The sequence below is a fragment of the Cupriavidus sp. C2SS-8b genome (assembly GCF_057073745.1).
On sequence record NZ_CP172716.1, the window covers coordinates 3,525,921 to 3,549,677 of the forward strand.

Sequence of the window (23,757 nt, forward strand, 5' to 3'; positions counted from 1 at the left end):
CGCTTGACGTAATTGGATTGCGCAACTCGCGTGACGCATGATGGAGGATTCACGACTGTCCAGCGCATTAGCCGAACACCGGATAGTTAACTGCTGCGTGAATGCAACAGTGAGTCTTTAAGTGGCCGTTTATCGCGCAGCTTTTCAGGCTACGCGTTTGCTTTCGTCTGCATCTCGCAGGCGCGCGAGCACGCCATCCAGCGCTTCGTTGTTGGTGAAGTGAATGGTGAGCTGGCCCTTGCCGCGCACGCCGAGCTTGATCTGCACCGCCAGTCCCAGCGCATCCGACAATTCCTCTTCCAGCCGCGCCACATCGCGCATGCCGTTGCCAGTCTTGTGCTTGAGCGACTTCAGTTCGAACGGCTTGAGCGTGGATGCGACCAGCTTCTCGGTCTCGCGCACCGACAGCCGCTTGTTGATGATCTGGTTGGCCAGCGTGATCTGGTTCGCGCCATCGACGGCCAGCAGCGCGCGCGCGTGTCCCATGTCGAGATCGCCCGCCATCAGCATGGTCTGTACCGGCGCGGCCAGGTTCAGCAGGCGCAGCAGATTGGATACCGCGCTGCGCGAGCGCCCTACCGACTCCGCGGCCTGTTCATGCGTAAAGCGGAATTCGCGGATCAGGCGCATGATGCCTTGCGCTTCCTCCAGCGGATTCAGGTCTTCGCGCTGGATGTTCTCGATCAGCGCCATGGCCGCGGCGGCTTCGTCGGCGACGTCCTTCACCAGCACCGGCACCTTGTCGAGTCCTGCGATGCGTGATGCCCGGAAGCGGCGCTCGCCGGCAATGATCTCGTAGCGATCCGGCTCGGCCACGCGCCGAACCAGAATCGGCTGCATCAGGCCTTGCGCGCGGATGCTCGCGGCCAGCTCCTGCAAGGCGCCCTCATCCATGCGCGTGCGCGGCTGGTACTTGCCCGGTTGAAGCTGGTCCAGGCGCAGCAGGGAGGGCGCGCCCTCCAGCTTCGCGGTCTCGACGATCTCGGCCGGACCTCCCAGCAGCGCTTCGAGGCCGCGGCCCAGTCCCTTCTTCTTCACGGTACTCATGGTCACTGTCCTTGCATGGCGGTGGCAGCTTCCGGCGCCGACAGCTGCCTGACACGGGCGATCATCTCGGCGCCGAAGTCGAGATAAGCCTTGGCACCCTTCGACGACGGATCGAAGGCAACGCCCGGCATGCCATAAGACGGCGCTTCGGCCAGGCGTACATTGCGCGGGATCAGGGTCTTGAAGACCTTGTCGCCAAAATGCGATTCGAGCTGTGCCGACACCTGCTGCTGCAGCGTCACGCGCGGATCGAACATGACGCGCAGCAGGCCGATCACCTTCAGCTCGCGGTTCAGGTTCGCATGCACCTGCTTGATGGTGTTGACCAGGTCGGACAAGCCTTCGAGCGCGAAGTACTCGCACTGCATCGGCACGATGACCCCATGCGCCGCGCACAGGCCGTTCAGCGTCAGCAGCGACAACGACGGCGGGCAGTCGATCAGCACGAAGTCATATTCATCGTCGACCTCGGCAATGGCCTGCTTGAGCCGGCGCTCGCGCTGGTCCAGCTCCACAAGCTCGATTTCCGCGCCGGCCAGTTCGCGGTTGGCCGGCAGGACGTCGTACTTGCCGGTTTCCGAACGCTGGCGCGCCTGCGCTACCGAAGCCAGTCCGACCAGCACTTGGTACACGCTTTGCTCCAGCGACTGCTTGTCGATGCCCGAGCCCATCGAGGCATTGCCCTGCGGATCCAGGTCGACCAGCAGCACGCGCTGGCCCTGCGCAGCCAGTCCCGCGGCAAGGTTCACCGTCGTGGTGGTCTTGCCCACCCCGCCCTTCTGGTTCGCGATCACGAATACCTTGGCCATATGCTTCTGAGGTTCCCGATTGAATTCTTCATCCGTCCGTGCCCGCTGGCCCGTCCGGTTCGCGGCGCGAACGCCGTCAATATCATTTGCGCGACAACAGCACCAGGTGGCGCTCGGCATCTAGTCCGGGCACTGTCAGTCTTCGCACTTCCTCCACCTGCCACGTCGCCATCAGGCCAGCCGCTTCCATGCGGTCCAGTTCAGCCTGTGGATACACGCCCTTCATCGCGATCATGCGGCCTTGCGGCGCCAGCAGATGGCCGGACAGGGTGACAAAGTCGGTGAGTTCGGCGAATGCGCGTGATGTAATCACCGCAAACTTATCCGCATCTTCCAGCTTCTCGACCGGGCCCCAGTGCGCCGCCGCATTCGGCAGGCTCAGCTGGGCGCGGCACTGGGTCAGGAAGGCGGTTTTCTTCTGCACGATGTCGACCATCAGCACGGAGACATCCGGGCACGAAATCGCCAGCGGCAGGCCAGGCATGCCGCCGCCCGAACCCACGTCGAGCACCCTGCCCCGCGCAGCCCCTGCTACCGCCGGCGAGCGTGCGGCCTCCGCCAGCGCCGGGATGGCCGCGAGCGAATCCAGCAAATGATGCGTCAGCATTTCATCGGGATGGCGGATTGCGGTGAGGTTGTAGACGCCGTTCCACTTCCGCAGCAGGGCGAGGTAGGCGAACAGCGTCTCGATGCGCTCCGGCGGCAAGGCCAGGCCGATCTCGTTCAGGCCGGCCTCCAGGCGACGACGCTGGGCCGCGTCGTCGATCACGGTATGTCGTTGGCCCGCCACTAGGCTGCCTCTTGCGAGTTGCTGGAACGGGTACGCCCCAGCCCCTTCTTCTTCAGGTGTACCAACAGCAGCGAGATGGCCGCCGGGGTCACGCCCGAAATACGCGAGGCCTGCCCCAGCGTCTCGGGCCGATGCTGGTTCAGCTTCTGGCTGACCTCGAAGCCCAGTCCGCGCACTTCGGTGTAGTCGAGCCCTTCGGGCAAACGTGTCGACTCATTGGCTTCGAGCTTGTCCACTTCCGCCGCCTGGCGAGTGATATAGCCGTGGTACTTGATGCCAATCTCGATCTGTTCGCGGATCTGGTCCACCAGCAGCGGATCCGCGTCGAGCGGCGCCTCGGGTGCGTGGCGACCGCCCTGCAGCGCCATCAGGCCGTCGTAGCGGACTTCCGGGCGGCGCAGCAGATCAGCCAGGCTGTACTCGCGCTCGATGGGCTTGCCCAGCAGTGGCACGGCGTCTTCAGCCGGGAGGATGGTCGGATTGACCCACGTGCTCTTCAGTCGCTCTGTTTCACGTGAAACAGCATCGCGCTTGCGGTTGAACGCGTCCCACCGGGCGTCATCGACCACGCCGAGTTCGCGGCCGACCTCGGTCAGGCGCATATCGGCGTTGTCTTCGCGCAGGCTCAGGCGGAATTCGGCGCGGCTGGTGAACATGCGATACGGCTCGGTCACGCCGCGCGTGATCAGGTCATCGACGAGCACCCCAAGGTAGGCCTGGTCGCGGCGCGGTGTCCAGGCATCGCGTTCGCGCACGTAGCAGCCAGCGTTGATGCCGGCCAGCAGGCCCTGCGCTGCGGCCTCTTCATAGCCGGTCGTCCCATTGATCTGGCCGGCAAAGAACAGCCCACCAATCGCCTTGCTTTCCAGCGAAGCCTTGAGCGCGCGCGGATCAAAGTAGTCGTATTCAATGGCGTAGCCGGGGCGCATGATGTGTGCGTTCTCCAGGCCACGGATCGAATGCACCAGTTCGAGTTGCACGTCGAAAGGCAGGCTCGTGGAGATGCCGTTCGGGTAGAACTCGTTGGTGGTCAGACCTTCCGGTTCCAGGAAGATCTGGTGGCTGTCCTTGCTGGCAAACCGATGGATCTTGTCCTCGATGCTCGGGCAGTAACGGGGCCCTACCCCTTCGATCACGCCGGTGTACATCGGCGAACGGTCGAGCCCGCCGCGGATGATGTCGTGGGTACGGCTGTTGGTATGGCTGATCCAGCATGGGAGCTGCTGCGGATGGTGCTCGGGGCGGCCCAGGAACGAGAACACCGGCACGGGGTCCAGGTCGCCGGGCTGCTCTTCCATCACCGAAAAGTCGATGGTACGGCCATCGATACGCGGGGGCGTACCGGTCTTCAGGCGACCCTGCGGCAGCTTCAGCTCCTTGAGCCGGGCCGACAGCGATACCGAAGCCGGATCACCCGCACGGCCACCCGTGTAGTTATCCAGGCCAACGTGGATCTTGCCGTCCAGGAAGGTGCCAGCCGTCAGCACCACCGCGCGAGCGCGGAATGCGATGCCAACTTGCGTCACCGCACCGACCACCCGATCCCCTTCCACCAGCAGGTCGTCCACCGCCTGCTGGAACAGCATCAGGTTCGGCTGGTTCTCCAGCCGGGTGCGGATGGCCTTGCGGTACAGCACGCGATCGGCCTGCGCACGCGTCGCGCGCACGGCCGGACCCTTGCTGGAATTGAGGATACGGAACTGGATCCCCGACTCGTCCGTCGCGGCAGCCATGGCGCCGCCCATTGCGTCCACTTCCTTGACCAGATGCCCCTTGCCAATACCGCCGATCGACGGATTGCAGCTCATCTGCCCAAGCGTTTCGATGTTATGGGTCAACAGGAGGGTCTGGCAGCCCATTCGGGCAGCTGCCAGGGCAGCTTCCGTGCCGGCGTGACCACCGCCGACGACGATGACATCGAATTCTTTTGGGTAAAGCATGGGACACCTCCTCCGGGAGGCTGACGGGAACAATCGGGATGTCGAATTATAGCGGCAATCGCCTGACGGCTTTTTGAGGGTTACAGTGTTTCACGTGAAACATGGTGTGGAGATTACATGGGTGTTTCACGTGGAACACAGTGGGCGAAGGCTTGTGGTTGGCGCCCGACCATTTCCCCTCCTCCAAACAAAAAGGCCGAACCCAAAAAGGTCCGGCCGACGTGTTCCACGTGAAACACTCAAACCTGCTGCCTGACATAAGCAGCAACCCGCTGCGTCAGCAAAGCGAGATCCCGCTGCAGCGTACCAAATCCCTCGTTCCGCTCCCGGGTCCGCTCATCCATATAAAGCGGACGCCGGATCTCGATCTGGAGGCTATTGCGCCGTTCAGCGGGGCGCCCGATCTGGGCGATCAGCTGCACGCCCTTGTACGGGTCATTGCGCGCGACGGAGTACCCCATCCCCCGCAATTCCGCCTCCACCAGATCCACCAGCCCCGGCTCGCACGTGCTGCCGTCCCGATCCCCGAGCACGAAATCCGCCAACGGGTGCGGGCTCTGGATCCGGAGCCGCTCATAGGCGTTGTTCGGCATGGAGTGCAGGTTCAGGTGCCAGACCGCGCCGAAGCGCTGGTAGGCGCCCTCCACTGCCGCAGACAAGGCAGCATGGTACGGCCGGTAATAGCCGTCGATACGCGCCTGCACTTCGACCACGGACAGCTTGCGGTCATAGATCGGCGTGGCCGCATCCATGTTTCGCCAGATCAGCCCGAATCCCAGCCGGGTCTTCTCCCCCGGCGCCAACGGCGTGGGCCAGGGGCCGTCCAGCAGCTCCGGATCGATGTCGTCCAGCATCCGGTTCGGATCGATGTAGACGCGGGGAAAGGTTGCTGCGAGCAGCGTGCCACCGACGCTTGGCACGCTGTCCCATAGCGCATCGATGTGTGTATCCTCGCCGCCGCGCAAGCGCTCGGCCGGTACCGCGGCGCCGAAGTCCGTCGGATACACGGTGCCGCTATGCGGCGAATCACACACCAGCGGCAAGGCGCCCCCTTCGGGCAGCGCCAGCGTGAACGGCGCGCCGGCCAGGGCTTTGACAGCTTCACTCATACGTCAATCCAGCTTGATGTTTGCCGTCTTGGCCACACGCGCATACCGGGCCATGGCCTGCTGGATCTGCACCTTGAACTGGTCAGGCGTGGTCGGCACCAGCGTGCCGCCCGACTCTTCCACCTTGCGCTTGAACTCGGGGTTCTGCATGGCCTTGTGGATGGCCTGGTTCAGGCGCATGACCACCGCCGACGGCGTACCCGCCGGGGCGACGATGCCAAACCAGCCACCCTCCCCCATGTCCTTGTAGCCCAGCTCCGCATAAGTGGGTACGCCCGGCAGTTGCGGCGAGCGGGTCGCCCCCAGCACGGCCAGTGCACGCAGCCGGCCCGATTTCACGTGAGGCAGCGTGGACGACAGATTGTCGGTAATGGCATTCACCTGTCCTGCCACGGCATCGTTGAGTGCCAGGCCGGCGCCCTTGTACGGCACATGGAGCAGCTCGATGTGGGCCAGCATCATGAAGTTCTCGATATTCACATGACCGAGCGACCCTGCGCCCGGCGAGGCGAAGGTGTACTTGCCCGGGTTGGCCTTGGCCAGCGCGATGAACTCCTGCATGGTCTTGGCCGGCACGCTCGGGTGCACCGCGAAGACGCTGGGAATCGCCACCACGTTCGTGACCGGTGCAAAGTCCTTGATCGGGTCGTACTTCAGCTTCGGATAGACCGCCGGGTTGGAGCCGTGCGTGCTGACCGTCGCCATGCCGATGGTGTAGCCATCCGGGTCCGACTTGGCGACCTGCTCCATGCCGACCGAGCCCCCTGCCCCGCCCTTGTTCTCGACCACGATCGGCTGGCCCAGCTCGCGCCCGGCAAACTCGGCGACCAGGCGCGCCGACAGGTCGGTCGAGCCACCGGCCGCGAACGGCACGATCAGGCGGATGGGCCGGTTGGGATAAGCAGCCTGCGCAAATACGCTGCCGGTAAAGGTCAGCGTGGCGGCAGCCGCAGTGCCTGACAGCAACAGCTGGCGGCGCGACATTCTGGCTCGGGTCATTGGGCTTTCTCCTGTTCTTTTGTGATGAATAGCCGCCGAGTGTCAGGCGTTTACCGACCCGCGGCAAACGACTATATTGCACCTTCGCATTACCAAAGCTCATTCTCCACTGGCCCGCCCCATGCGGTTGCATTCGCCTTCGATGTCCGAGTTGCACGCCTTCGTCGCCGCCGCGCGCCTGGGCAGCTTCACGCGCGCCGCCGAGACGCTGTGCGTGACACAAGGGGCGGTGAGCCGCGCTATCGCCCGGCTCGAAGAACACTTCGGCCAACCGCTGATCCAGCGCAATGCACATCGGCTGACGCTGACCGGCGCGGGGCAACAGTTGCTGGAGGCCGTGGCCAATCCGCTCGCCGCCATCGAAAGCGCCAGTGCGGCGCTGCGTGCTGGCGACCGCAGCCACCATCTCACCCTGTCGGCGGTTCCGACGCTTGCCAGTGTCTGGCTGGTACCCCGGCTGCCCGATTTCCACAAGCGGCATCCGGACATACGGCTCGATTTCGTACCCTACCGCCGCGACGAGGATTTCTCCGGTTCCGCACCCGATGCAGCGCTGCTCGCCGGCGAGCCCGGGAAATGGCCCGGCTTGCAGGTGGACTACGTAGTGGGACGCGAAATGGTGCCGATCTGCCACCCCGACCGCGAGCACCAGCGGCGCGCGGCCGGGCGGTGGCGCGAGCCGGCCGAACTCATGGACGAGCCTCTGCTCTACCACACCACTGCCCCCGCCAACTGGGTGAACTGGCTGGCGGCCGCGGGCGTACCCAGTGCTGCGCCAAAGCTGGCGTCGGGCTTCGACCAGGTCTCGATCCTGATTCAAGCGGTGCGCGCCGACATGGGCATCGCCGTGCTGCAGCGCTGTCTGCTGCAAGATGAATTGGCTGCCGGCCGGGTAGTAGCGCCCTTCGATCTTCCGATCCGGCTACAGCGCGGCTATTTCCTTTGCGCGCCAAGGGAACGACGCGATCATCCGGCCCTCCGGTGCTTCCGGGAATGGTTGCTGGAAACTGCCGCGGGGGATGCTGCGAAGTACGTGGGCGACGATCATTCGCAGGAGAAATGATTAGTATAGATTGCAGCCATCAACAATTCGTCCCACAGATAAACTGCTAATTGGCCTCGGCCGTTTATTATTTGGAAGAATTTCCGACTGCATAAATACAAATACGTCATCTGTCACCCGCATACTTACCAATAAAGCAGGCAGCTAGATGGCCATTTATCCACGCGACAAATGAAAAAGCGGGCCTGACTATTCATCGATCGACTACTTGCGCATCTCACGCCGCCTTTTTCGCCAACCCAAGATAAGTTTCGATCACCTTTGGATTACTGGCCAGCTCCGCCGCCGGTCCCTCCATCGCCATATCGCCCGTCTCGATGACATAGCCGTAGTCCGCGACCTGCAGGGCCGCGCGCGCATTCTGCTCGATCAGTAGCGTCGCCACGCCAGTCTGGCGCAGGTTGCTGATGATATGGAAGATCTCCTTCACGATCAGCGGTGCCAGCCCGAGGCTCGGTTCATCGAGCATCAGCAGTTGCGGCTTGGCCATGAGCGCGCGGCCCACGGCCAGCATCTGGCGCTCGCCGCCTGACAGCGTGCCGGCGTCCTGCCGCGCGCGCTCGCGCAGACGCGGAAACAGGTTGTAGACCACGTCGATCTGATCCAGGTAGTTTTTCTCGCCGGCGCGCTTGCGGCGGAAGGCGCCGAGCTGCAGGTTGTCCTCGACCGTCATCGACGCGAACAGCTCGCGCTTCTCCGGCACCAGGCACATGCCGCGCGCCACGCGCCCTTCCACCGGGATGCCGGCCATGTCGTGGCCGAGATAGCTGACCGTGCCGCTGGCCGAGCCACTGACTGGCAGCGCGCCCATGATGGCATTCAGCGTCGTCGACTTGCCGGCGCCATTGGGGCCGATCACGGTCACGATCTTGCCAGCCTCCACCTTCAGGCTCACGCCGTGCACCGCTTCCACCTTGCCGTAGCGGACGTGGAGGTCCTTCACTTCGAGGATCGGGCTCATCTTGTGCTCCTTGTCCACACCATCACTCCACGCCACCGAGATAGGCCTCGAGCACGGCCGGGTTCTTCTGCACATCCTCGGGCACGCCCTCGGCTATGCGCGTGCCGAATTCCATCACGACCAGGCGGTCGGTCAGGTTCATCACGAAGTCCATGTCGTGCTCCACCAGCAGCACGCTCATGCCTTCCGCCCTGAGCTTGCGCAGCAATTCGGCCAGCGCCTGCTTCTCCTTGTAGCGCAGGCCTGCGGCAGGTTCATCGAGCAGCAGCAGCGCCGGGTCGCAGCACAGCGCACGCGCGATCTCCAGGATGCGCTGCTGCCCCAGCGCGAGACTGCCGGCTTCCATGTACATGCAGTCTGTAAGACCTACGCGTTCGAGCTGGCGCCGTGCCTCGAACAGCAGCTTGTCCTCCTCGGCGCGATTCATGCGCAGCATCGCCGCGGATACGCCGCCCTGCGCGTGGAAGTCGCCGCGCAGGTGCGCGCCGATCGCCACGTTCTCAAGCACGGTCATGGTCGGCAGCAGATGCACGTGCTGGAACGTGCGGCCGATGCCGCGCTTCACGATCTCGCGCGATGGCAGCCCGGATATCACCTCGCCGCGATAGCGCACCTCGCCGCGCGTCACGGGCAGCACGCCTGTCACCAGATTGAACGTCGTCGACTTGCCGGCACCATTCGGGCCGATCAGTCCGACAATCTCTCCGGCCCGCACCTGGAAGCTCACGTCGTTCACCGCCACCAGTCCGCCGAACTGCTTGCGCGCGGCGCGCACGTCCAGGATCAACTCGCCGGCCTCGGGCTTCTGCCGGACCGGCAGCGCATCGGCGGCTTCGGGTGCATGCACCGGCGGCCCCGACGGAAACAGCCGGCGCAAAAACGGCCACAGGCCATCGCGCGCATGTTGCAGCAGCAGCACCAGCAGCACGCCGAACACGATGATCTCGAAGTTGCCATTCGCGCCGAGCAGCTTCGGCAGCAGCCCCTGCAGCGTGTCCTTCAGGATCGTAAGCAGGCCCGCGCCAAGCACCGCGCCCCACACGTGGCCAACGCCACCGACCACGGCCATGAACAGGTACTCAATGCCGTAGTTCAGGCCGAACGGCGTCGGGTTCACCGCGCGCTGCAGGTGCGCATAGAGGAAGCCCGAAATGCACGCCAGCACTGCCGCCACGACGAACACCACGACCTTCATCCACGCGGTGTTGACGCCCATCGCCTCGGCCATCACGCCACCGCCCTTGAGCGCGCGCATCGCGCGGCCCGGCCGCGAGTTCAGCAGGTTCTGCACGGCCAGCACGGCGAGCAGCACCACGATCCAGATCAGGTAGAACATCGCACGGCCCGACTGCAGTTCGACGCCGAACAACGACAGCACCGGGATACCGTTGAGCCCGTCGTACTTGCCCAGGAACTCCAGGTTGCCGAACAGGAAAAACAGCGACAGGCACCACGCAATGGTGGCGAGCGGCAGGTAGTGGCCGGACATGCGCATCGTGATCAGGCCGATCACGTAGGCGCTGGCCATGGTGATCACCAGGCCCACCAGCAGGCCGAACCACGGCGACAACCCGAACTGCGTGGTCAGGTACGCGGTGCTGTAGGCGCCGAGCCCGACAAACGCCGCCTGTCCGAACGACGTCATGCCGCCCACGCCCGTCAGCAGCACGAGGCCGATCGCCACGATGCTGTACAGCCCGATGTAATTGCCCAGCGTGATCCAGAACTCCGGCGTCGGCAGCACCGGCAGCAAGGCCAGCCCCACGATGAACAGCAGCGTCAGCACGCGGTTGCGCTGCAGCCCGGCACGGTTGCCGCTGCGTTCGCCGCTCACGGCGGCCTGCTTGTCAGTCAGCATCGTCATGGCTTACTCCTCCTCCTCGACGTGCTTGCTCGTCAGCGAGCGCCACAGCAACACCGGAATGATCAGCGTAAAGACAATGACCTCCTTGAACGCGCTGGCCCAGAAGGACGAATACGATTCCAGCAGCCCCACCAGCAGCGCACCCAGTGCTGCGATCGGGTAGCTCACCAGCCCGCCGACGATCGCGCCGACAAAGCCCTTCAGGCCCACCAAGAAGCCCGACTCGTAGTACACGGTGGTCAGCGGCGCGATCAGGATGCCGCACAGCGCGCCCATGGCCGCGGCCAGCGTGAACGACAGCCGCCCCGCCTGTGTCGTGCCGATGCCGACCAGCCGCGCGCCGAGCCGGTTCACCGCCGTCGCGCGCAGCGCCTTGCCTTGCAGCGTGCGCTCGAAATAGAAATACAGCGCGCCGATCAGCAGCGCCGACATGCCCACGACCCACAGGCTTTGCCCCGAGACCGTGAGGCTGCCCACTTCGAAGCGCGCATCGGAGAAGGCCTCGGTGCGCGAACCCTCTGCGCCGAACATCACCAGCCCCAGCCCCACCAGCGCAAAATGCACGCCGACCGAGACGATCAGCAGCACCAGCGTGCTGGCTTCGGCCAGCGGCTGGTAGGCCAGGCGATACAGCATCGGCCCCATCGGAATGATCACCAGCAGCGTCAGCGCAATCTGCGCCAGCATCGGCAACGGCTGCGCACCGTATTGCTGCACCACAAGGTGCACAGCCAACGGAAACACAAGATACTTGCCGGCCAGCACCCCCAGCCTGCGCCCAAGCGTGCGACGCAGTTCCGCGCTGCGCAGCACGGTCACGGTCTCATACACGAAGGTCAGCACGCCCATGGCCAGCAGCAGCCAGCTCGTCTGCGGCGCGTGCCCGCTCTGCATGGCCGCCAGCGTCAGCGCGCCATAGGCCACGAACTCCCCTTGCGGGATGAAGATGACGCGGGTCACCGAAAACACCAGCACCAGTGCCAGTGCCAGCAGCGCGTAGATCGCGCCTGAGGTGATGCCGTCCTGCGCCAGGATGGCGGCAATCGAAAGGTCCATTGTCTCCCCGTGTTGTGGAATGACCTGCCTGCAAACCAAGGGGCGGACAGGGCGCGAACCCGCATTGGATGCTTGGCTGCGCTGGGATTACGGAATAGTAAACGGGTTGCTTATTGCAGAAATACAGGGCAACCCTAAGAAAAAGATGTCGAGCACAAAAAAAGAAAGCGCATGGGATTCACCATGCGCCTTCCTGTTCTACGCGTCCAGCCACTGCCAGCGGCTTACTTGGTCAGCAGCTTCCACTTGCCATCGACGATCTGCACCATCACGCGCGAGCGCTGGTCGAAGCCGAGGTGGTCGGTCGGACTCATGTTCATGATGCCGTGCGAGACCGGCAGGTTCCTGGTCTGCTCCATGGCGTCGCGCAGCGCCTTGCGGAATTCCTTCGTGCCCGGCTGGCCCTTCTTCAGCGCCTCGGGAATCGCATGCTGCAGGATCAGGCCCGCATCCCACGCATGGCCGCCGAAGGTCGACACCTGGCCGCCAAAGGCCTTCTCGTAGGCGGTCTTGTAGGTCATGGCCGGCTTCTTGACGGGATTGCTGTCAGGCAGTTGCTCGGCCACCAGCAGCGGGCCCGCGGGCAGCAAGGTGCCTTCGCAGTCCTTGCCGCATACGCGCAGGAAGTCAGGGTTGGCCACGCCGTGGGTCTGGTAGATCTTGCCCTTGTAGCCGCGCTCCTTGAGCGCCTTTTGGGGCAACGCCGCGGGCGTACCCGAACCAGCGATCAGCACGGCATCGGGATTGCTGCCCAGCATCTTCAGGACCTGGCCGGTCACCGAGGTATCGGTGCGCGCAAAGCGCTCGTTGGCGACCACCTTGATCTTGCGCATGTCGGCCACCTTGGCGAACTCCTGCGCCCAGCTGTCCCCATAGGCATCCGCGAAGCCGATGAAAGCCACCGTCTTCACGTTGTTGTTGGTCATGTGCTCGGCAATGGCCGTGGCCATGTGCGAGTCATTCTGCGGCGTCTTGAAAACCCAGGCGCGCTTGGCATCCATGGGCTCGATGATGCGGGCCGAGGCGGCCATGGTGATCATCGGCGTCTCGTTCTCGGCCACGATGTCGACCATCGCCAGCGAGTTCGGCGTGACGGTGGAACCCACCACCACGTCGACCTTGTCCTCGCTGATCAGCTTGCGCGTGTTCTTGACGGCCGTGGTGGTGTCGGAGGCGTCGTCCAGGACGATGTATTCGATCTTCTTGCCCGCGATTTCCTTGGGCATCAGCGTGAAGGTGTTCTTTTCCGGGATGCCCAGCGACGCCGCCGGACCCGTCGCCGACACCGTGACCCCGACCTTGACCTGTGCGCTGGCCGTGCCGGCAACCAGGGCCGCGGCAGCGATGGCCAGCAGGCTGGCGCGCTTGAAGTTCATCTTGTCTCCTTCGGTTCCTGAAACGGAAAGGCATCCGAACGGCTCCCGGCCGCCGGATGCCTCTGGTTCTTTTTCGACCGCTCGGGTCGCCACAGGCACATCGCTGGCGCCTGCGTACTGCCAGGAAGGAGATGAGTCCTTCCGTCTTTCCCGTCCGCACCACTTCCCCGGAAATGCCGCGGTGATTCCCCGACCGTGCGGTCGGGAATGCGCATCGAGTCTAACACAGCGGTTTTTTGCGGCCAGCCGGATTAACCCGCATCACATGACGGCGGCGTCAGCGGGAAAACGCGTCCCAGGCTGTCTTCAGGATCAGCGCGCTCACCACCACGATGAACACCTTGCGCACGAAGCCGCTGCCGTGGCGCAGCGCCAGCCGGCTGCCCACCTGGCTGCCGGCGACATTGGCAACGGCCATGACCAGGCCGAGCTGCCACCAGATATGGCCCTTGCTGGCCAGCAGCAGCAGCGCCGCCAGGTTGGTGGCCATGTTCACGACCTTGGTCGACGCCGAGGCGTGCAGGAAGTCGTAGCCGAACACGCGCACGAACACGATCATCAGGAAGCTGCCGGTGCCCGGCCCGAACACGCCGTCATAGAAGCCAATCACCGCCCCCGCCAGCAGCGCCGCCAAGCGTTCGCGCGTGCCGCTGAGCGAAGGCGCGTGCTCGGTGCCCAGATCCTTCTTCGCCACGGTATAGACGAGCAGCGACACCAGCACGAACGGCAGCGCCTTGCGCAGCGGCTCGGCCGGAATCATGGTCAGCGCCCAGGCGCCGGCCATCGAAAACAGGAAGGCCGCCACCACGGCCGGCGCCGTTGCGGCCCAATAGATGCGCACGCTGCGCCCGTAGCGGATCGCCGCATTGGCCGTGCCGGCAACCGAGGCCACCTTGTTGGTGCCGAGCAGCGTAGCGGGCGCCATCCCGGGAAAGGCCGAGAACAGCGCCGGAATCTGGACCAGTCCACCGCCACCGGCCACCGCGTCGATCAGGCCGGCGAGAAAGGCGGCAACCGCCAGTAATGCGAACTCCATGATTGCAGGAAGAAAGGAAGAGGAAAGGATCGGAAGAAGGCGAACGGTGCGCCCGGCACTCAGCCGAGCGTCTTGGGCGCGGGCACCAGCAGGCGGTGCCAGAGCCCGCTGTCGTGGCGCGTGAATGCCATTGGGGCGTCTTCGGCCAGACCAGGGGCCAGCAGGATATGGCGGATGCCATGAGCGCGGCACCAGTCGGCCAGCGTGGCCAGGCAGGCCGCGAGGCAGCCAGAACCGGGCACCGCTGCGTCCGACGGCAACCATTCCGTCGCACACGCCACCAGGCCGCCGAACTCGAGGCTCGGCACCAGGGCGACGGGCAGACAGGCCGCGATGTCGTCTTCATGCATTGCCAGCAGGCATGCACCCTGCCCGGACTGTGCGAGCAGCCCTTCCAGCACCAGCCGCCGTGCACGGGCGGCCGGCACCGGCAACGGCATGGCGGCCTGCAGCCAGGCGTCGAGCGCCGGCGCGTCGGCACTGACGCCAAGACGTACCTGGTGCTGCGGGAAAAAGTCGGAACTGGGGGGAGAGACGGGCTGGGACGGCATGGCGGCTCTGAAACAAGCCCGCATTGTCGCATGTGGCCCAGAGCGGAGTTATGCCAAGGCGGCATTAACGCCCGGAAACGGTGCGGGTGAAGCGAAAGTCACCCTGGAATGAAAAAAGCGTTGCCGAGGATCACCCGGCAACGCCCTTTATTTATAACGCTGCTACCCGACACCGGGTGCGCGCCTGTCGTCTCCTCGCTTCCGCCTCCATCTAACCTGCGAAAACCGTGTGTGAAATGTAACGAAGCGGTGCATCTGGAACAAGCTAGAACAAACCCTAGCCCCAATTCCGGGCATGTCGACCGCTGATCACTCCTGCTTGCGGCTGAACAGCGCGTTGAGCTCGCCCATGATGCCGCGGCGGAACGTCAGCACGCAGATGACGAAGATCGCGCCGATCACCATGGTCACCGACTCGCCCAGCGAGTTGAACCAGTCGATCCCCGTGACGGAGGCCAGGAAGGCGCCGATGTCCCCCAGCTTGTTCTCCAGCGCCACCACCACGAAGGCGCCGACGATCGGGCCCGACAAGGTGCCCAGGCCGCCCACCAGTGTCATCAGGATCACCGAGCCCGACATCGACCAGTGCACGTCGGTCAGCGTCTCGAAGCCCAGCACCAGCGCCTTGATCGAACCGGCCAGCCCGGACAGTGCCGCCGACAGCACAAAGGCGGTCAGCTTGAAGCGGTCGACGTCGTAGCCAAGCGAGATCGCGCGCGGCTCGTTCTCCTTGATAGCCTTCAGGATCTGACCGAACGGCGAGTGCACGGTACGGACGATCAGCGCAAAGGCCGCCACGATGATCACCAGCGCCACGTAGTACAGCGTCAGGTCGTCCGCCAGCGACAGCACACCGAACAGCTTGCCGCGCGGGATGCCCTGCAGGCCGTCCTCGCCGCCCGTGAACGGCGCCTGCAGGCAGATGAAGAACAGCATCTGCGCCAGCGCCAGCGTGATCATCGCGAAGTAGATGCCCTGGCGGCGGATGGCCAGCGAGCCGACCACGTAGCCGATCAGCGCGCCGCCGGCGGTGCCAAGGAGTAGCCCGATCTCGGGCGTCACGCCCCACAGCTTCATGGCCTCGCCCGAGATATAGCCGGCGCCGCCAAAGAACGCCGCGTGGCCGAACGACAGCAGCCCGGTATAGCCAATCAGCAGGTTGAATGCACACGCAAACAGGGCAAAGCACAGCACCTTGAGCACGAATACCGGATAGGCGCCGGCCATCGGCGCCGCCACCAGTGCCAACAGCAGCATTCCATACAACACTTTCTTCTGCACGCCCTGGCCCTCTCTGGCCTGTCCGGCCTTGATCGTCACGCTCGATTCTGCACGCATCACTTCTCCCTCCCGAACAGTCCGGCCGGACGCAGCAGCAGCACGATCACCATGATGAAGAACACCACGGTCGACGATGCTTCAGGATAGAACACCTTGGTCAGCCCTTCGATCACGCCCAGCCCCAGGCCGGTCAGGATCGAACCCATGATCGAACCCATGCCGCCGATCACCACCACCGCAAACACGATGATGATCAGGTTCTGCCCCATCAGCGGCGAGATCTGGATCACCGGCGCCGCCAGCACGCCCGCAAACGCGGCCAGCGCCACGCCGAAGCCGTAGGTCAGCGTCACCATCAGCGGCACGTTGACGCCGAAGGCCTCCACCATCTTGGGGTTCTCGGTGCCGGCGCGCAGGTAGGCGCCAAGCTTGGTCTTCTCGATCACGTACCAGGTGACGAAGCACACCGTTAGCGAAGCCACCACCACCCAGGCCCGGTAGTTGGGCAGGATCATGAAGCCGAGGTCCGTGGCGCCCTGCAGGGCGTCGGGCGTCTGGTAAGGCAGGCCCGACACGCCGTAGATCGAGCGGAAGATCCCTTCGATCACCAGCGTGATGCCCAGTGTCAGCAGCAGGCCGTAGATATGGTCCAGCTTGTAGATCCAGCGCAGCATGGTCTTTTCGATGACCACGCCCAGCACCGCGACCACCAGCGGGGACAGGACCAGCATGACCCAATAGTTGAGCCCGGCATACTCCATGCCCATCCAGGCCAGCACCGCGCCGAGCATGAACAGCGCGCCGTGCGCGAAATTGATGACGTTGAGCAGGCCGAAGATCACCGCCAGGCCAAGGCTCAGCATCGCATAGAAGGCGCCATTGACCAGGCCCAGCAGGAGCTGGGACAGCATGGCGGGAAGGGGAATTCCGAAGATGTCCATAGGCATCCGTTGCTGGCTGTATCTCCCCTCCCCGCGGGCGGCGGAGGGGAGCAAACCGGCAGGCTCTCGCTGGCTGCGGAGCCCGCCAACCTTCTTACTTCTTAAGCAGCGGGCACTTCGACTCTGCCACCGTCGTGAAAGCCTGATCGCCCGGGATGGTCGTCACGATCTTCATGTAGTCCCACGGCTTCTTCGATTCGGCCGGCGTCTTCACCTGCATCAGGTACATGTCGTGGATATTGCGGCCATCGGCGCGGATGTGGCTGCTCTTGGTGTAGAAGTCGCTGATCTTCATCTTCTTCAGCTCGGCCATGACCTTGTCCGGATCATCGGTCTTGGCGGCTTCCACGGCCTTCAGGTACGTGCTGATCGCGGAGTAGTCGGCGGCCTGCAGGCTGCTCGGCATCTTCTTCATCTTGCCGAAGAAGCGGTTCGCGAACTTGCGCGTATCGTCGTTCATGTCCCAGTACCAGCTGTCGGTCATCAGCAGGCCTTCGGTGTTCTTCAGGCCCAGCGAATGGACGTCGTTGATGAACATCAGCAAGCCGGCGATCTTCATGGTCTTGGTGATGCCGAATTCCTTGGCCGCCTTGATCGCGTTGATGGTGTCGCCACCCGCATTGGCCAGGCCCAGGATGTCGGCCTTCGAGGACTGCGCCTGCAGCAGGAACGACGAGAAGTCCGACGCCGACAGCGGATGGCGCACCGAACCCACCACCGTGCCGCCGTTGGCCTTGACCACCGCGGCGGTGTCGTTTTCGAGCGAGTGGCCGAAGGCATAGTCGGCGGTCAGGAAGAACCACTTCTTGCCGCCCTGCTTGACCACCGCGCTGCCGGTGCCCTTGGCCAGCGCCACCGTGTCATAGGCGTAGTGCACCGTGTACGGCGAGCATTCCTCGTTGGTCAGGCGGGCCGTGCCCGCGCCCACGTTGAAATACACGCGCTTCTTTTCCTGCGCCACCTTGTTCATGGCCAGGCCGGTCGCGGAGTTGGTGCCGCCGAGCAGCATGTCCAGCCCCTGCTGGTCCATCCATTCACGCGCCTTCGACGCCGCGATGTCGGCCTTGTTCTGGTGATCGGCCGAGACCAGTTCGATCGGCTTGCCGAGCACCTTGCCACCATGGTCCTCGATGGCCATCTTGACCGCTTCCAGGCCGCCGGGCCCGTCGATGTCGGCATACAGGCCAGACATGTCGGTGATGTAGCCGATCTTGACGGTGTCGCCCGATACTTGCGCGGCGGCGTTGAACGAAACAGCACCCATGACGATTGCCGCCATCGCGGCAGCGAGCCGAGTCTTCCTCATTGCGTTGTCTCCTGTGTTTTGGCGCGGCGCGCGCCACCCGTTCCTGCAAACAGCCGATCCGGCGATCCGTGCAACGGACGCGCCGATCAGACCCCAAGCAATTCGTTCAGCACCGGCATCTTTGCCTGCAGTTCGCCGGCCGCGAAGCGCTCGACGATGCTGCCGTGCTCCATCACATAGAAGCGGTCGGCCAGCGGCGCGGCGAAGCGGAAGTTCTGCTCCACCATCACCACCGTGTAGCCCTTCTTCTTGAGCATCAGGATCATGCGCGCGAGCGCCTGCACGATCACCGGCGCCAGGCCCTCCGAGATCTCGTCGAGCAGCAGCAGGTTCGCGCCGGTACGCAGGATGCGCCCCACCGCCAGCATCTGCTGCTCGCCCCCCGACAGGCGCGTGCCCTGGCTCTGGCGGCGCTCCTTCAGGTTGGGGAACATGTCGTAGATCTCGGCCTCGCTCATGCCCTCGCCTTGGCCCTTCAACTGCGGCGGCAGCAGCAGGTTCTCCTCGCACGACAGGCTGGAGAAAATCGCCCGCTCTTCCGGGCAATAGCCAATGCCGTAGTGCGCGATCTTGTGCGTCGGCAAGCCGATGGTCTCGTGGCCATTGACCTTGATCGAGCCCTTGCGCGTGCCCGTCAGGCCCATGATCGCGCGCAGCGTCGTGGTGCGGCCCGCGCCATTGCGGCCGAGCAGCGTCACCACCTCGCCGCGGTTCACGGTCAGGTCCACGCCGTGCAGAATGTGCGATTCGCCGTACCAGGCGTGCAGGTCCTTGATCTCGAGCGCGGGTACGTTGGATGTCGTCATGTCGATGGCCTCCTCAGTGCGCGCCTTGCAGTTCGGCGTCGGCGGTGCCCATATAGGCTTCCATCACGCGGGGATCCTTCGAGACTTCCGCATACGGCCCCTCGGCCAGGATGGCGCCGCGCTGCAGCACGGTGATCTTGTCGGCGATCGACGACACCACGTTCATGTTGTGCTCGACCATCAAAATGGTGCGCCCTTCCGAGACCTTCTTGATCAGCTGCGTGACGCGGTCCACATCTTCGTGGCCCATGCCCTGCGTGGGCTCGTCGAGCAGCATCAGCTCGGGTTCCATCGCCAGCGTGGTGGCGATCTCCAGCGCGCGCTTGCGCCCGTACGGCAGGTTCACCGTCACGGTCTGCGCGAACTCGGTCAGGCCGACCTGTTCGAGCAGTTCCATTGCGCGCCCATTGAGCACGTCGAGCGAACGCTCGCTGCGCCAGAACTGGTACGCGGTGCCAAGCTGGCGCTGCAGGCCGATGCGCACGTTCTCCATCACCGTCAGGTGCGGGAACACGGCCGAGATCTGGAACGAGCGGATCACGCCGCGGCGCGCGATCTGCGCGGGTTTCTCGCGCGTGATATCGACGCCGTTGAAGAGGATGGTGCCCTGGGTCGGCTCCAGGAACTTGGTGAGCAGGTTGAAGCAGGTAGTCTTGCCGGCGCCGTTGGGCCCGATCAGCGCATGGATCGAGCCGCGGCGCACGCGCAGGTTGACGTCGCTCACCGCCGTGAAACCCTTGAATTCCTTCGTCAGGTTTCGCGTTTCCAGGATGGTTTCCTGTGAATTCATAGTCTCCTGCCCGCCCTGTTGCTGAACTGCCGGCTTGTGCCCGGCACCACTGACAATCGGTTCGAACCCGGCGTTTCGCCGTTGGGTCGCTTTAGTGATTTTTATGATGCGGTGCGACTACCGCTGTTGCCGGGGTGCCCATTGCCATGTGCTGGGTGGTGCACCAACCGCTTTGTTCTATTGTGTGCGCCTGTTGCATCGCAAAACATCGGGGTTTGCACTATAAGACATGAACCACGTGTCATGTTTTTGACGCGCTGCGACAAGGGCTTGCGGGTGATCCGGCTCCCGAGCCCCTGCTCCGCACGGCTTATCGAAGCCCGCGACGCACTCAGGCCGCAAGCTGCTGCCGGCGGTCCTCGCGCAGCATGTCGCTGGCCCGCTCCGCGATCATGATCGTCGGCGAATTCGTATTGCCGGACGTGATCAACGGCATCACCGACGCATCCACCACGCGCAACCCCTCGACGCCAAGCACGCGCAGACGCTGGTCCACGACGGCAAGCGGATCGTCCGGTCGGCCCATCCGGCACGTGCCGACCGGATGGAAGATCGTGGTCCCGATATTGCCGGCCGCCTCCGCCAGCGCTTCGTCGGTCTCGAAGCCCGGCCCGGGCAGCCATTCTTCCGGCCGGTAGGGCGCCAGCGCCGGCGACGCCACGATGCGCCGCGTGAGCCGCAGCGAATCGGCCGCCACGCGCCGGTCTTCCTCCGTGGACAGGTAGTTGGGGGCGATCACCGGAGCCTGCCGGAAGTCGGCACTGTCGATATGTACGCTGCCGCGCGAAGTCGGCCGCAGGTTGCAGACGCTGGCCGTGAATGCGTTGAAGGCGTGCAGCGGTTCGCCGAACTTGTCGAGCGACAGCGGCTGCACGTGGTACTCCAGGTTTGGCCGCGCCTGCGACGCATCGGACCGCGCGAACGCGCCAAGCTGCGACGGCGCCATGCTCATCGGCCCGCTCTGGTTGAACGCGTACTGCAGCCCGATGCCCAGCTTGCCCCACCAGCTCGCCGCGCGCGTGTTCAACGTGCGCACGCCGTTGACTTTGACCACGCTGCGCAGCTGCAAATGGTCCTGCAGGTTCTCGCCCACGCCCGGCAAGGCGTGCCGGACTTCGATGCCCAGCGCCTGCAGCCGCTCGCCCTGGCCGATGCCCGACAGCTCCAGCAGTTGCGGCGTATTGACCGCGCCCGCTGCCAGGATGACTTCCTGCCTTGCCCCCGCGCTGTGCGGCTGGCCGCCGCCGACATAGTTCACGCCGGTACAGCGGCGCCCCTCGAAGGTCAGCGCGCTGACCTGCGCGCCGGTGACGATGGTCAGGTTCGGGCGATCCGCCGCGCGCCGCAGGAAGGCCTTCGCCGTATTCCAGCGGATGCCGCGGCGCTGGTTGACCTCGAAGTAGCCCACGCCGAAGTTGTCGCCGCGATTGAAGTCGTCAGTGCGCGGAATGCCGGCCTGTTCCGCCGCCTCGATAAACCGCTCCAGGATGTCCCAATGCAGGCGTTGCCCTTCCACGCGCCATTCGCCGCCGGCGCCATGGAATTCGCTCGGGCCGCGGTGGTGGTCTTCGCTGCGCTTGAATAGCGGCAGGACGTTGTCCCAGCGCCAACCGTCATCGCCGGTCAGGCGCGCCCAGTCGTCGTAGTCCTCGCGCTGGCCGCGCATGTAGATCATGCCGTTGATCGACGACGAACCGCCCAGCACGCGTCCGCGCGGATAGCCGAGCGAACGTCCGTTGAGTCCCTTCTCCGCGACCGTGCGATACAGCCAGTCCGTGCGCGGGTTGCCGATGCAGTAGAGATAGCCGACCGGGATGTGGATCCAGTGGTAATCATCCTTGCCGCCCGCTTCCAGCAGCAGCACATTCACCTCCGGGTCCTGCGTCAGGCGGTTGGCCAGCACGCAGCCGGCCGAGCCGGCGCCCACGATGATGTAGTCGAAGGTCTCCATACGAGTCGTCTTGTCTCCGCTTGTTCTGGTGTTCTGGTGTTCAGTGACTGCCTGCCACCGGCATCGCCCGATCTTTGCGTGGGGTGAAGATGGCCGGAGCGTTTTGCGCCCCATGACCGGGCTATGGGCTCCAGTGTCCGCAAGGTTGGCGCAGTTGCGCGGGCCCGTCCAATGATTTATCGTCAATCGCAATATAAGCCGCTGTAAATATTGCACCGCACACTCGCGCGCCCCTTTTGCGCTCCAACGTGGACCTCCATCACCTGCGCGCCTTCGTTGCCGTCGCCCGCGAAGGCAACCTCACCCGCGCCGCCCAGCGGCTTCACCTGACGCAACCCGCAGTAAGCCTGCAGCTGAAGGCACTGCAATCGGCCTGGCGCGTCCGCGCGTTCGAACGCACCGCCGCCGGCCTCACACTGACCCCGGATGGCGCGGCACTGCTGCCGCTGGCCGAACGCATCCTCGACAGCGTCGGCGACCTCCAGCACACCGTCGATGCCATGCACAACACCGTGCGCGGCAAACTCGCCATCGGCACCATCCTTGATCCCGAATTCACGCGGCTTGGCGTCATGCTGCGCACGCTGGTCGAACGCCATCCGCAGATCGGCACGGAGCTGCGCCACGGCATGTCGGGGTGGGTGCTGCAGCAGGTACGCAGCGGCGCGCTCGATGCCGGCTTCTATCTCGGGCAGCCGCCCGAAGCCGGCTTCCATGCACTGGCGCTGACGCCGTTCTCGTACTACGTGGTTGCGCCCAAGGGCTGGAAGGAACGGACGGCGCTGCGCTCGTGGGCACAGTTGGCGACACTGCCATGGATTTGGACGCCGCCCGAGTCCGCGCACCACAGGTTGCTTTCGGCACGCTTTGCCGAGGCTGGCGTGGACGCCGCCGGCGTGCACAAGGTCGCGCACGTTGACCAGGAGGCGTCGATGCTCGATCTCGTGCGCTCGGGCGTTGGCCTGTCGCTCGTGCGCGATTCCATTGCGCTGCGCGAATCGCATGCGCACGGTCTCGTGGTTGTGGAAGGCATGTCGGTGCAGACCGAACTGTCGCTGGTCGCGCTGGCGAGCCGCCGCGACGATCCCGTCGTAAGCGCCGTATTCGGCGTGGCGGAATCGGTCTTCCGCGCCTAGTCCTGCGTCGCCAGCAGACGCCGCCGCAGCCAGTCCGTCAGTGCCGCGAACACTTCGCCGCGCAAAGGCTCGGCTTCATTGAAGATCTCGTGGTAGCCGTGGTCGAACCACACTTCATCACGCAGGTCGGCCGGCGCGTGGTCGAAGAAGATACGGCTGCCTGCCGGATCGACGATGCGGTCCGCACCGCCCACCAGCATCAGCATGGGCGCTTCAAGCCGCGCGGCATCGGCCTGCGCCTGCGCCATGCCGTGGATAAAGCTCTCCAGCACGCCCGCCGTGATCGTGGTCTGCACGAGCGGATCGGCACGGTAGCGCGCCACGACCTGCGGGTCGTGCGACAGCATGCGCGCATCGATCGGGTTCGGCACGCGCAGCCGGGGCGCCAGTGTCAGCAGCACGCGGTGCAGCGTCAGCATGGCCGGCGACAGCCGCAATGCCAGGGCCGGCGACGAAAGCACCAGCGCGCGTACCGGCCGTACCCGCGCGGTCGCGAAGCGCGCCGCCACCAGGCCGCCCATGCTGTGGCCGAGCAGGATCGGCAGTTCGTTCCACGCGCGCATGGCGGCATCGTGGATTTCCGCCAGGTCGTCGAGATAAACGTCCGGATGCTCGGCCACCATGCGCGCCCCGCCGCTGGCGCCGTGGCCGCGCTGGTCATAGGCGCGCACACGCAGGCCCAGGCCGCACAGCCGCTCCGCCACATGCTGGTAGCGGCCGCTGTGTTCCGCCAGGCCATGGACGAGCAGCACGCAGCCCAGCGGCGCCGCGCCCAAGTGGGAATCCGGCTCCCATGTGCGCAGCAGCAGTTCCGTGCCGTCGCGCATGCGTTGCCGGCTTTCCACCGCAACAGGGCCGCGCGCCGTATCCTTTGCATCAGCGCGCGCCGACTGCATGGCTTCGGCGGTATGAACGGGATCTTCCGTCATGGGCTTGTCCATCCGC

21 protein-coding genes are annotated in these 23,757 nt (G+C 64.8%); 2 read left to right on the forward strand and 19 right to left on the reverse strand.

The window, feature by feature from the left end; genetic code table 11:
• Positions 1 to 144: 144 nt before the first annotated feature.
• The 6 genes from ACIGJB_RS16420 to ACIGJB_RS16445 form a co-directional block, all read right to left on the reverse strand.
• On the reverse strand, positions 145 to 1,047 hold the full coding sequence (locus ACIGJB_RS16420; protein WP_483730731.1) for a ParB/RepB/Spo0J family partition protein: 903 nt from the start codon (positions 1,045 to 1,047) through the stop codon (positions 145 to 147).
• A 2-nt stretch (positions 1,048 to 1,049) separates the two neighbouring features.
• The gene (locus tag ACIGJB_RS16425) at positions 1,050 to 1,856 is read right to left on the reverse strand and encodes a ParA family protein (protein WP_483730732.1); all 807 of its coding nucleotides are present in this window, start codon (positions 1,854 to 1,856) and stop codon (positions 1,050 to 1,052) included.
• Positions 1,857 to 1,938: 82 nt separating this feature from the next.
• Positions 1,939 to 2,625: a 16S rRNA (guanine(527)-N(7))-methyltransferase RsmG gene (rsmG, locus tag ACIGJB_RS16430; RefSeq protein ID WP_483730733.1), complete on the reverse strand. Its 687-nt coding sequence runs from the start codon at positions 2,623 to 2,625 to the stop codon at positions 1,939 to 1,941.
• 20 nt (positions 2,626 to 2,645) lie between these two features.
• Complete coding sequence (mnmG, locus tag ACIGJB_RS16435) at positions 2,646 to 4,586, reverse strand: tRNA uridine-5-carboxymethylaminomethyl(34) synthesis enzyme MnmG (protein ID WP_483730734.1); 1,941 nt, start codon at positions 4,584 to 4,586, stop codon at positions 2,646 to 2,648.
• Between the two features lie 239 nt (positions 4,587 to 4,825).
• Positions 4,826 to 5,695: an N-formylglutamate amidohydrolase gene (locus ACIGJB_RS16440; protein WP_483730735.1), complete on the reverse strand. Its 870-nt coding sequence runs from the start codon at positions 5,693 to 5,695 to the stop codon at positions 4,826 to 4,828.
• A gap of 3 nt (positions 5,696 to 5,698) precedes the next feature.
• Positions 5,699 to 6,694, reverse strand: a complete 996-nt coding sequence (locus ACIGJB_RS16445; RefSeq protein WP_483730736.1) for a tripartite tricarboxylate transporter substrate binding protein BugE — start codon at positions 6,692 to 6,694, stop codon at positions 5,699 to 5,701.
• A gap of 121 nt (positions 6,695 to 6,815) precedes the next feature.
• On the opposite strand from ACIGJB_RS16445, the gene ACIGJB_RS16450 reads away from it, so the two are divergent.
• On the forward strand, positions 6,816 to 7,757 hold the full coding sequence (locus ACIGJB_RS16450) for a LysR substrate-binding domain-containing protein (RefSeq protein WP_483732355.1): 942 nt from the start codon (positions 6,816 to 6,818) through the stop codon (positions 7,755 to 7,757).
• Positions 7,758 to 7,974: 217 nt separating this feature from the next.
• Here ACIGJB_RS16450 and ACIGJB_RS16455 read toward each other — a convergent pair whose 3' ends face one another.
• The 12 genes from ACIGJB_RS16455 to ACIGJB_RS16510 form a co-directional block, all read right to left on the reverse strand.
• Positions 7,975 to 8,718: an ABC transporter ATP-binding protein gene (locus ACIGJB_RS16455; protein ID WP_483730737.1), complete on the reverse strand. Its 744-nt coding sequence runs from the start codon at positions 8,716 to 8,718 to the stop codon at positions 7,975 to 7,977.
• Between the two features lie 22 nt (positions 8,719 to 8,740).
• Positions 8,741 to 10,582: a branched-chain amino acid ABC transporter ATP-binding protein/permease gene (locus ACIGJB_RS16460; RefSeq protein WP_483730738.1), complete on the reverse strand. Its 1,842-nt coding sequence runs from the start codon at positions 10,580 to 10,582 to the stop codon at positions 8,741 to 8,743.
• 3 nt (positions 10,583 to 10,585) lie between these two features.
• Positions 10,586 to 11,638 carry a branched-chain amino acid ABC transporter permease gene (locus ACIGJB_RS16465; RefSeq protein ID WP_483730739.1) on the reverse strand — a complete coding sequence of 351 codons (1,053 nt, stop codon included), beginning with the start codon at positions 11,636 to 11,638 and terminating at the stop codon, positions 10,586 to 10,588.
• Positions 11,639 to 11,862: 224 nt separating this feature from the next.
• The gene (locus ACIGJB_RS16470) at positions 11,863 to 13,014 is read right to left on the reverse strand and encodes an ABC transporter substrate-binding protein (RefSeq protein WP_483730740.1); all 1,152 of its coding nucleotides are present in this window, start codon (positions 13,012 to 13,014) and stop codon (positions 11,863 to 11,865) included.
• Between the two features lie 277 nt (positions 13,015 to 13,291).
• The gene (locus ACIGJB_RS16475) at positions 13,292 to 14,050 is read right to left on the reverse strand and encodes a sulfite exporter TauE/SafE family protein (RefSeq protein WP_483730741.1); all 759 of its coding nucleotides are present in this window, start codon (positions 14,048 to 14,050) and stop codon (positions 13,292 to 13,294) included.
• Positions 14,051 to 14,109: 59 nt separating this feature from the next.
• On the reverse strand, positions 14,110 to 14,601 hold the full coding sequence (locus ACIGJB_RS16480) for a hypothetical protein (protein ID WP_483730742.1): 492 nt from the start codon (positions 14,599 to 14,601) through the stop codon (positions 14,110 to 14,112).
• Positions 14,602 to 14,910: 309 nt separating this feature from the next.
• Positions 14,911 to 15,939, reverse strand: coding sequence for a branched-chain amino acid ABC transporter permease (locus ACIGJB_RS16485; protein WP_483730743.1), 1,029 nt, complete (start codon positions 15,937 to 15,939; stop codon positions 14,911 to 14,913).
• Positions 15,939 to 16,823, reverse strand: coding sequence for a branched-chain amino acid ABC transporter permease (locus ACIGJB_RS16490; RefSeq protein WP_483730744.1), 885 nt, complete (start codon positions 16,821 to 16,823; stop codon positions 15,939 to 15,941). Before ACIGJB_RS16490 ends, ACIGJB_RS16485 begins: the two co-directional genes overlap by 1 nt.
• 94 nt (positions 16,824 to 16,917) lie before the next feature.
• Positions 16,918 to 18,129, reverse strand: a complete 1,212-nt coding sequence (locus ACIGJB_RS16495) for an ABC transporter substrate-binding protein (protein WP_483730745.1) — start codon at positions 18,127 to 18,129, stop codon at positions 16,918 to 16,920.
• Positions 18,130 to 18,215: 86 nt separating this feature from the next.
• Entirely contained in the window at positions 18,216 to 18,935 is a 720-nt protein-coding gene (locus ACIGJB_RS16500; RefSeq protein WP_483730746.1) for an ABC transporter ATP-binding protein, read from the reverse strand.
• Positions 18,936 to 18,948: 13 nt separating this feature from the next.
• Positions 18,949 to 19,725: an ABC transporter ATP-binding protein gene (locus ACIGJB_RS16505; protein WP_483730747.1), complete on the reverse strand. Its 777-nt coding sequence runs from the start codon at positions 19,723 to 19,725 to the stop codon at positions 18,949 to 18,951.
• A gap of 331 nt (positions 19,726 to 20,056) precedes the next feature.
• Complete coding sequence (locus ACIGJB_RS16510) at positions 20,057 to 21,676, reverse strand: GMC family oxidoreductase (RefSeq protein WP_483730748.1); 1,620 nt, start codon at positions 21,674 to 21,676, stop codon at positions 20,057 to 20,059.
• Positions 21,677 to 21,924: 248 nt separating this feature from the next.
• On the opposite strand from ACIGJB_RS16510, the gene ACIGJB_RS16515 reads away from it, so the two are divergent.
• Positions 21,925 to 22,812, forward strand: a complete 888-nt coding sequence (locus ACIGJB_RS16515; protein WP_483730749.1) for a LysR family transcriptional regulator — start codon at positions 21,925 to 21,927, stop codon at positions 22,810 to 22,812.
• Here the strand turns inward: ACIGJB_RS16515 and ACIGJB_RS16520 are convergent.
• Positions 22,809 to 23,753, reverse strand: coding sequence for a lysophospholipase (locus ACIGJB_RS16520; RefSeq protein ID WP_483730750.1), 945 nt, complete (start codon positions 23,751 to 23,753; stop codon positions 22,809 to 22,811). The genes ACIGJB_RS16515 and ACIGJB_RS16520 overlap by 4 nt on opposite strands.
• Positions 23,754 to 23,757: the final 4 nt, after the last annotated feature.

What these genes read in the sequence shown, in the direction of transcription:
- ACIGJB_RS16420 (WP_483730731.1), bottom strand. Translation starts at nt 1,047, where the DNA reads ATGAGTACCGTGAAGAAGAAGGGACTGGGCCGCGGCCTCGAAGCGCTG.
- ACIGJB_RS16425 (WP_483730732.1), bottom strand. Translation starts at nt 1,856, where the DNA reads ATGGCCAAGGTATTCGTGATCGCGAACCAGAAGGGCGGGGTGGGCAAG.
- mnmG (WP_483730734.1), bottom strand. Translation starts at nt 4,586, where the DNA reads ATGCTTTACCCAAAAGAATTCGATGTCATCGTCGTCGGCGGTGGTCAC.
- ACIGJB_RS16440 (WP_483730735.1), bottom strand. Translation starts at nt 5,695, where the DNA reads ATGAGTGAAGCTGTCAAAGCCCTGGCCGGCGCGCCGTTCACGCTGGCG.
- ACIGJB_RS16445 (WP_483730736.1), bottom strand. Translation starts at nt 6,694, where the DNA reads ATGACCCGAGCCAGAATGTCGCGCCGCCAGCTGTTGCTGTCAGGCACT.
- ACIGJB_RS16450 (WP_483732355.1), top strand. Translation starts at nt 6,816, where the DNA reads ATGCGGTTGCATTCGCCTTCGATGTCCGAGTTGCACGCCTTCGTCGCC.
- ACIGJB_RS16455 (WP_483730737.1), bottom strand. Translation starts at nt 8,718, where the DNA reads ATGAGCCCGATCCTCGAAGTGAAGGACCTCCACGTCCGCTACGGCAAG.
- ACIGJB_RS16460 (WP_483730738.1), bottom strand. Translation starts at nt 10,582, where the DNA reads ATGACGATGCTGACTGACAAGCAGGCCGCCGTGAGCGGCGAACGCAGC.
- ACIGJB_RS16465 (WP_483730739.1), bottom strand. Translation starts at nt 11,638, where the DNA reads ATGGACCTTTCGATTGCCGCCATCCTGGCGCAGGACGGCATCACCTCA.
- ACIGJB_RS16470 (WP_483730740.1), bottom strand. Translation starts at nt 13,014, where the DNA reads ATGAACTTCAAGCGCGCCAGCCTGCTGGCCATCGCTGCCGCGGCCCTG.
- ACIGJB_RS16475 (WP_483730741.1), bottom strand. Translation starts at nt 14,050, where the DNA reads ATGGAGTTCGCATTACTGGCGGTTGCCGCCTTTCTCGCCGGCCTGATC.
- ACIGJB_RS16480 (WP_483730742.1), bottom strand. Translation starts at nt 14,601, where the DNA reads ATGCCGTCCCAGCCCGTCTCTCCCCCCAGTTCCGACTTTTTCCCGCAG.
- ACIGJB_RS16485 (WP_483730743.1), bottom strand. Translation starts at nt 15,939, where the DNA reads ATGCGTGCAGAATCGAGCGTGACGATCAAGGCCGGACAGGCCAGAGAG.
- ACIGJB_RS16490 (WP_483730744.1), bottom strand. Translation starts at nt 16,823, where the DNA reads ATGGACATCTTCGGAATTCCCCTTCCCGCCATGCTGTCCCAGCTCCTG.
- ACIGJB_RS16495 (WP_483730745.1), bottom strand. Translation starts at nt 18,129, where the DNA reads ATGAGGAAGACTCGGCTCGCTGCCGCGATGGCGGCAATCGTCATGGGT.
- ACIGJB_RS16500 (WP_483730746.1), bottom strand. Translation starts at nt 18,935, where the DNA reads ATGACGACATCCAACGTACCCGCGCTCGAGATCAAGGACCTGCACGCC.
- ACIGJB_RS16505 (WP_483730747.1), bottom strand. Translation starts at nt 19,725, where the DNA reads ATGAATTCACAGGAAACCATCCTGGAAACGCGAAACCTGACGAAGGAA.
- ACIGJB_RS16510 (WP_483730748.1), bottom strand. Translation starts at nt 21,676, where the DNA reads ATGGAGACCTTCGACTACATCATCGTGGGCGCCGGCTCGGCCGGCTGC.
- ACIGJB_RS16520 (WP_483730750.1), bottom strand. Translation starts at nt 23,753, where the DNA reads ATGGACAAGCCCATGACGGAAGATCCCGTTCATACCGCCGAAGCCATG.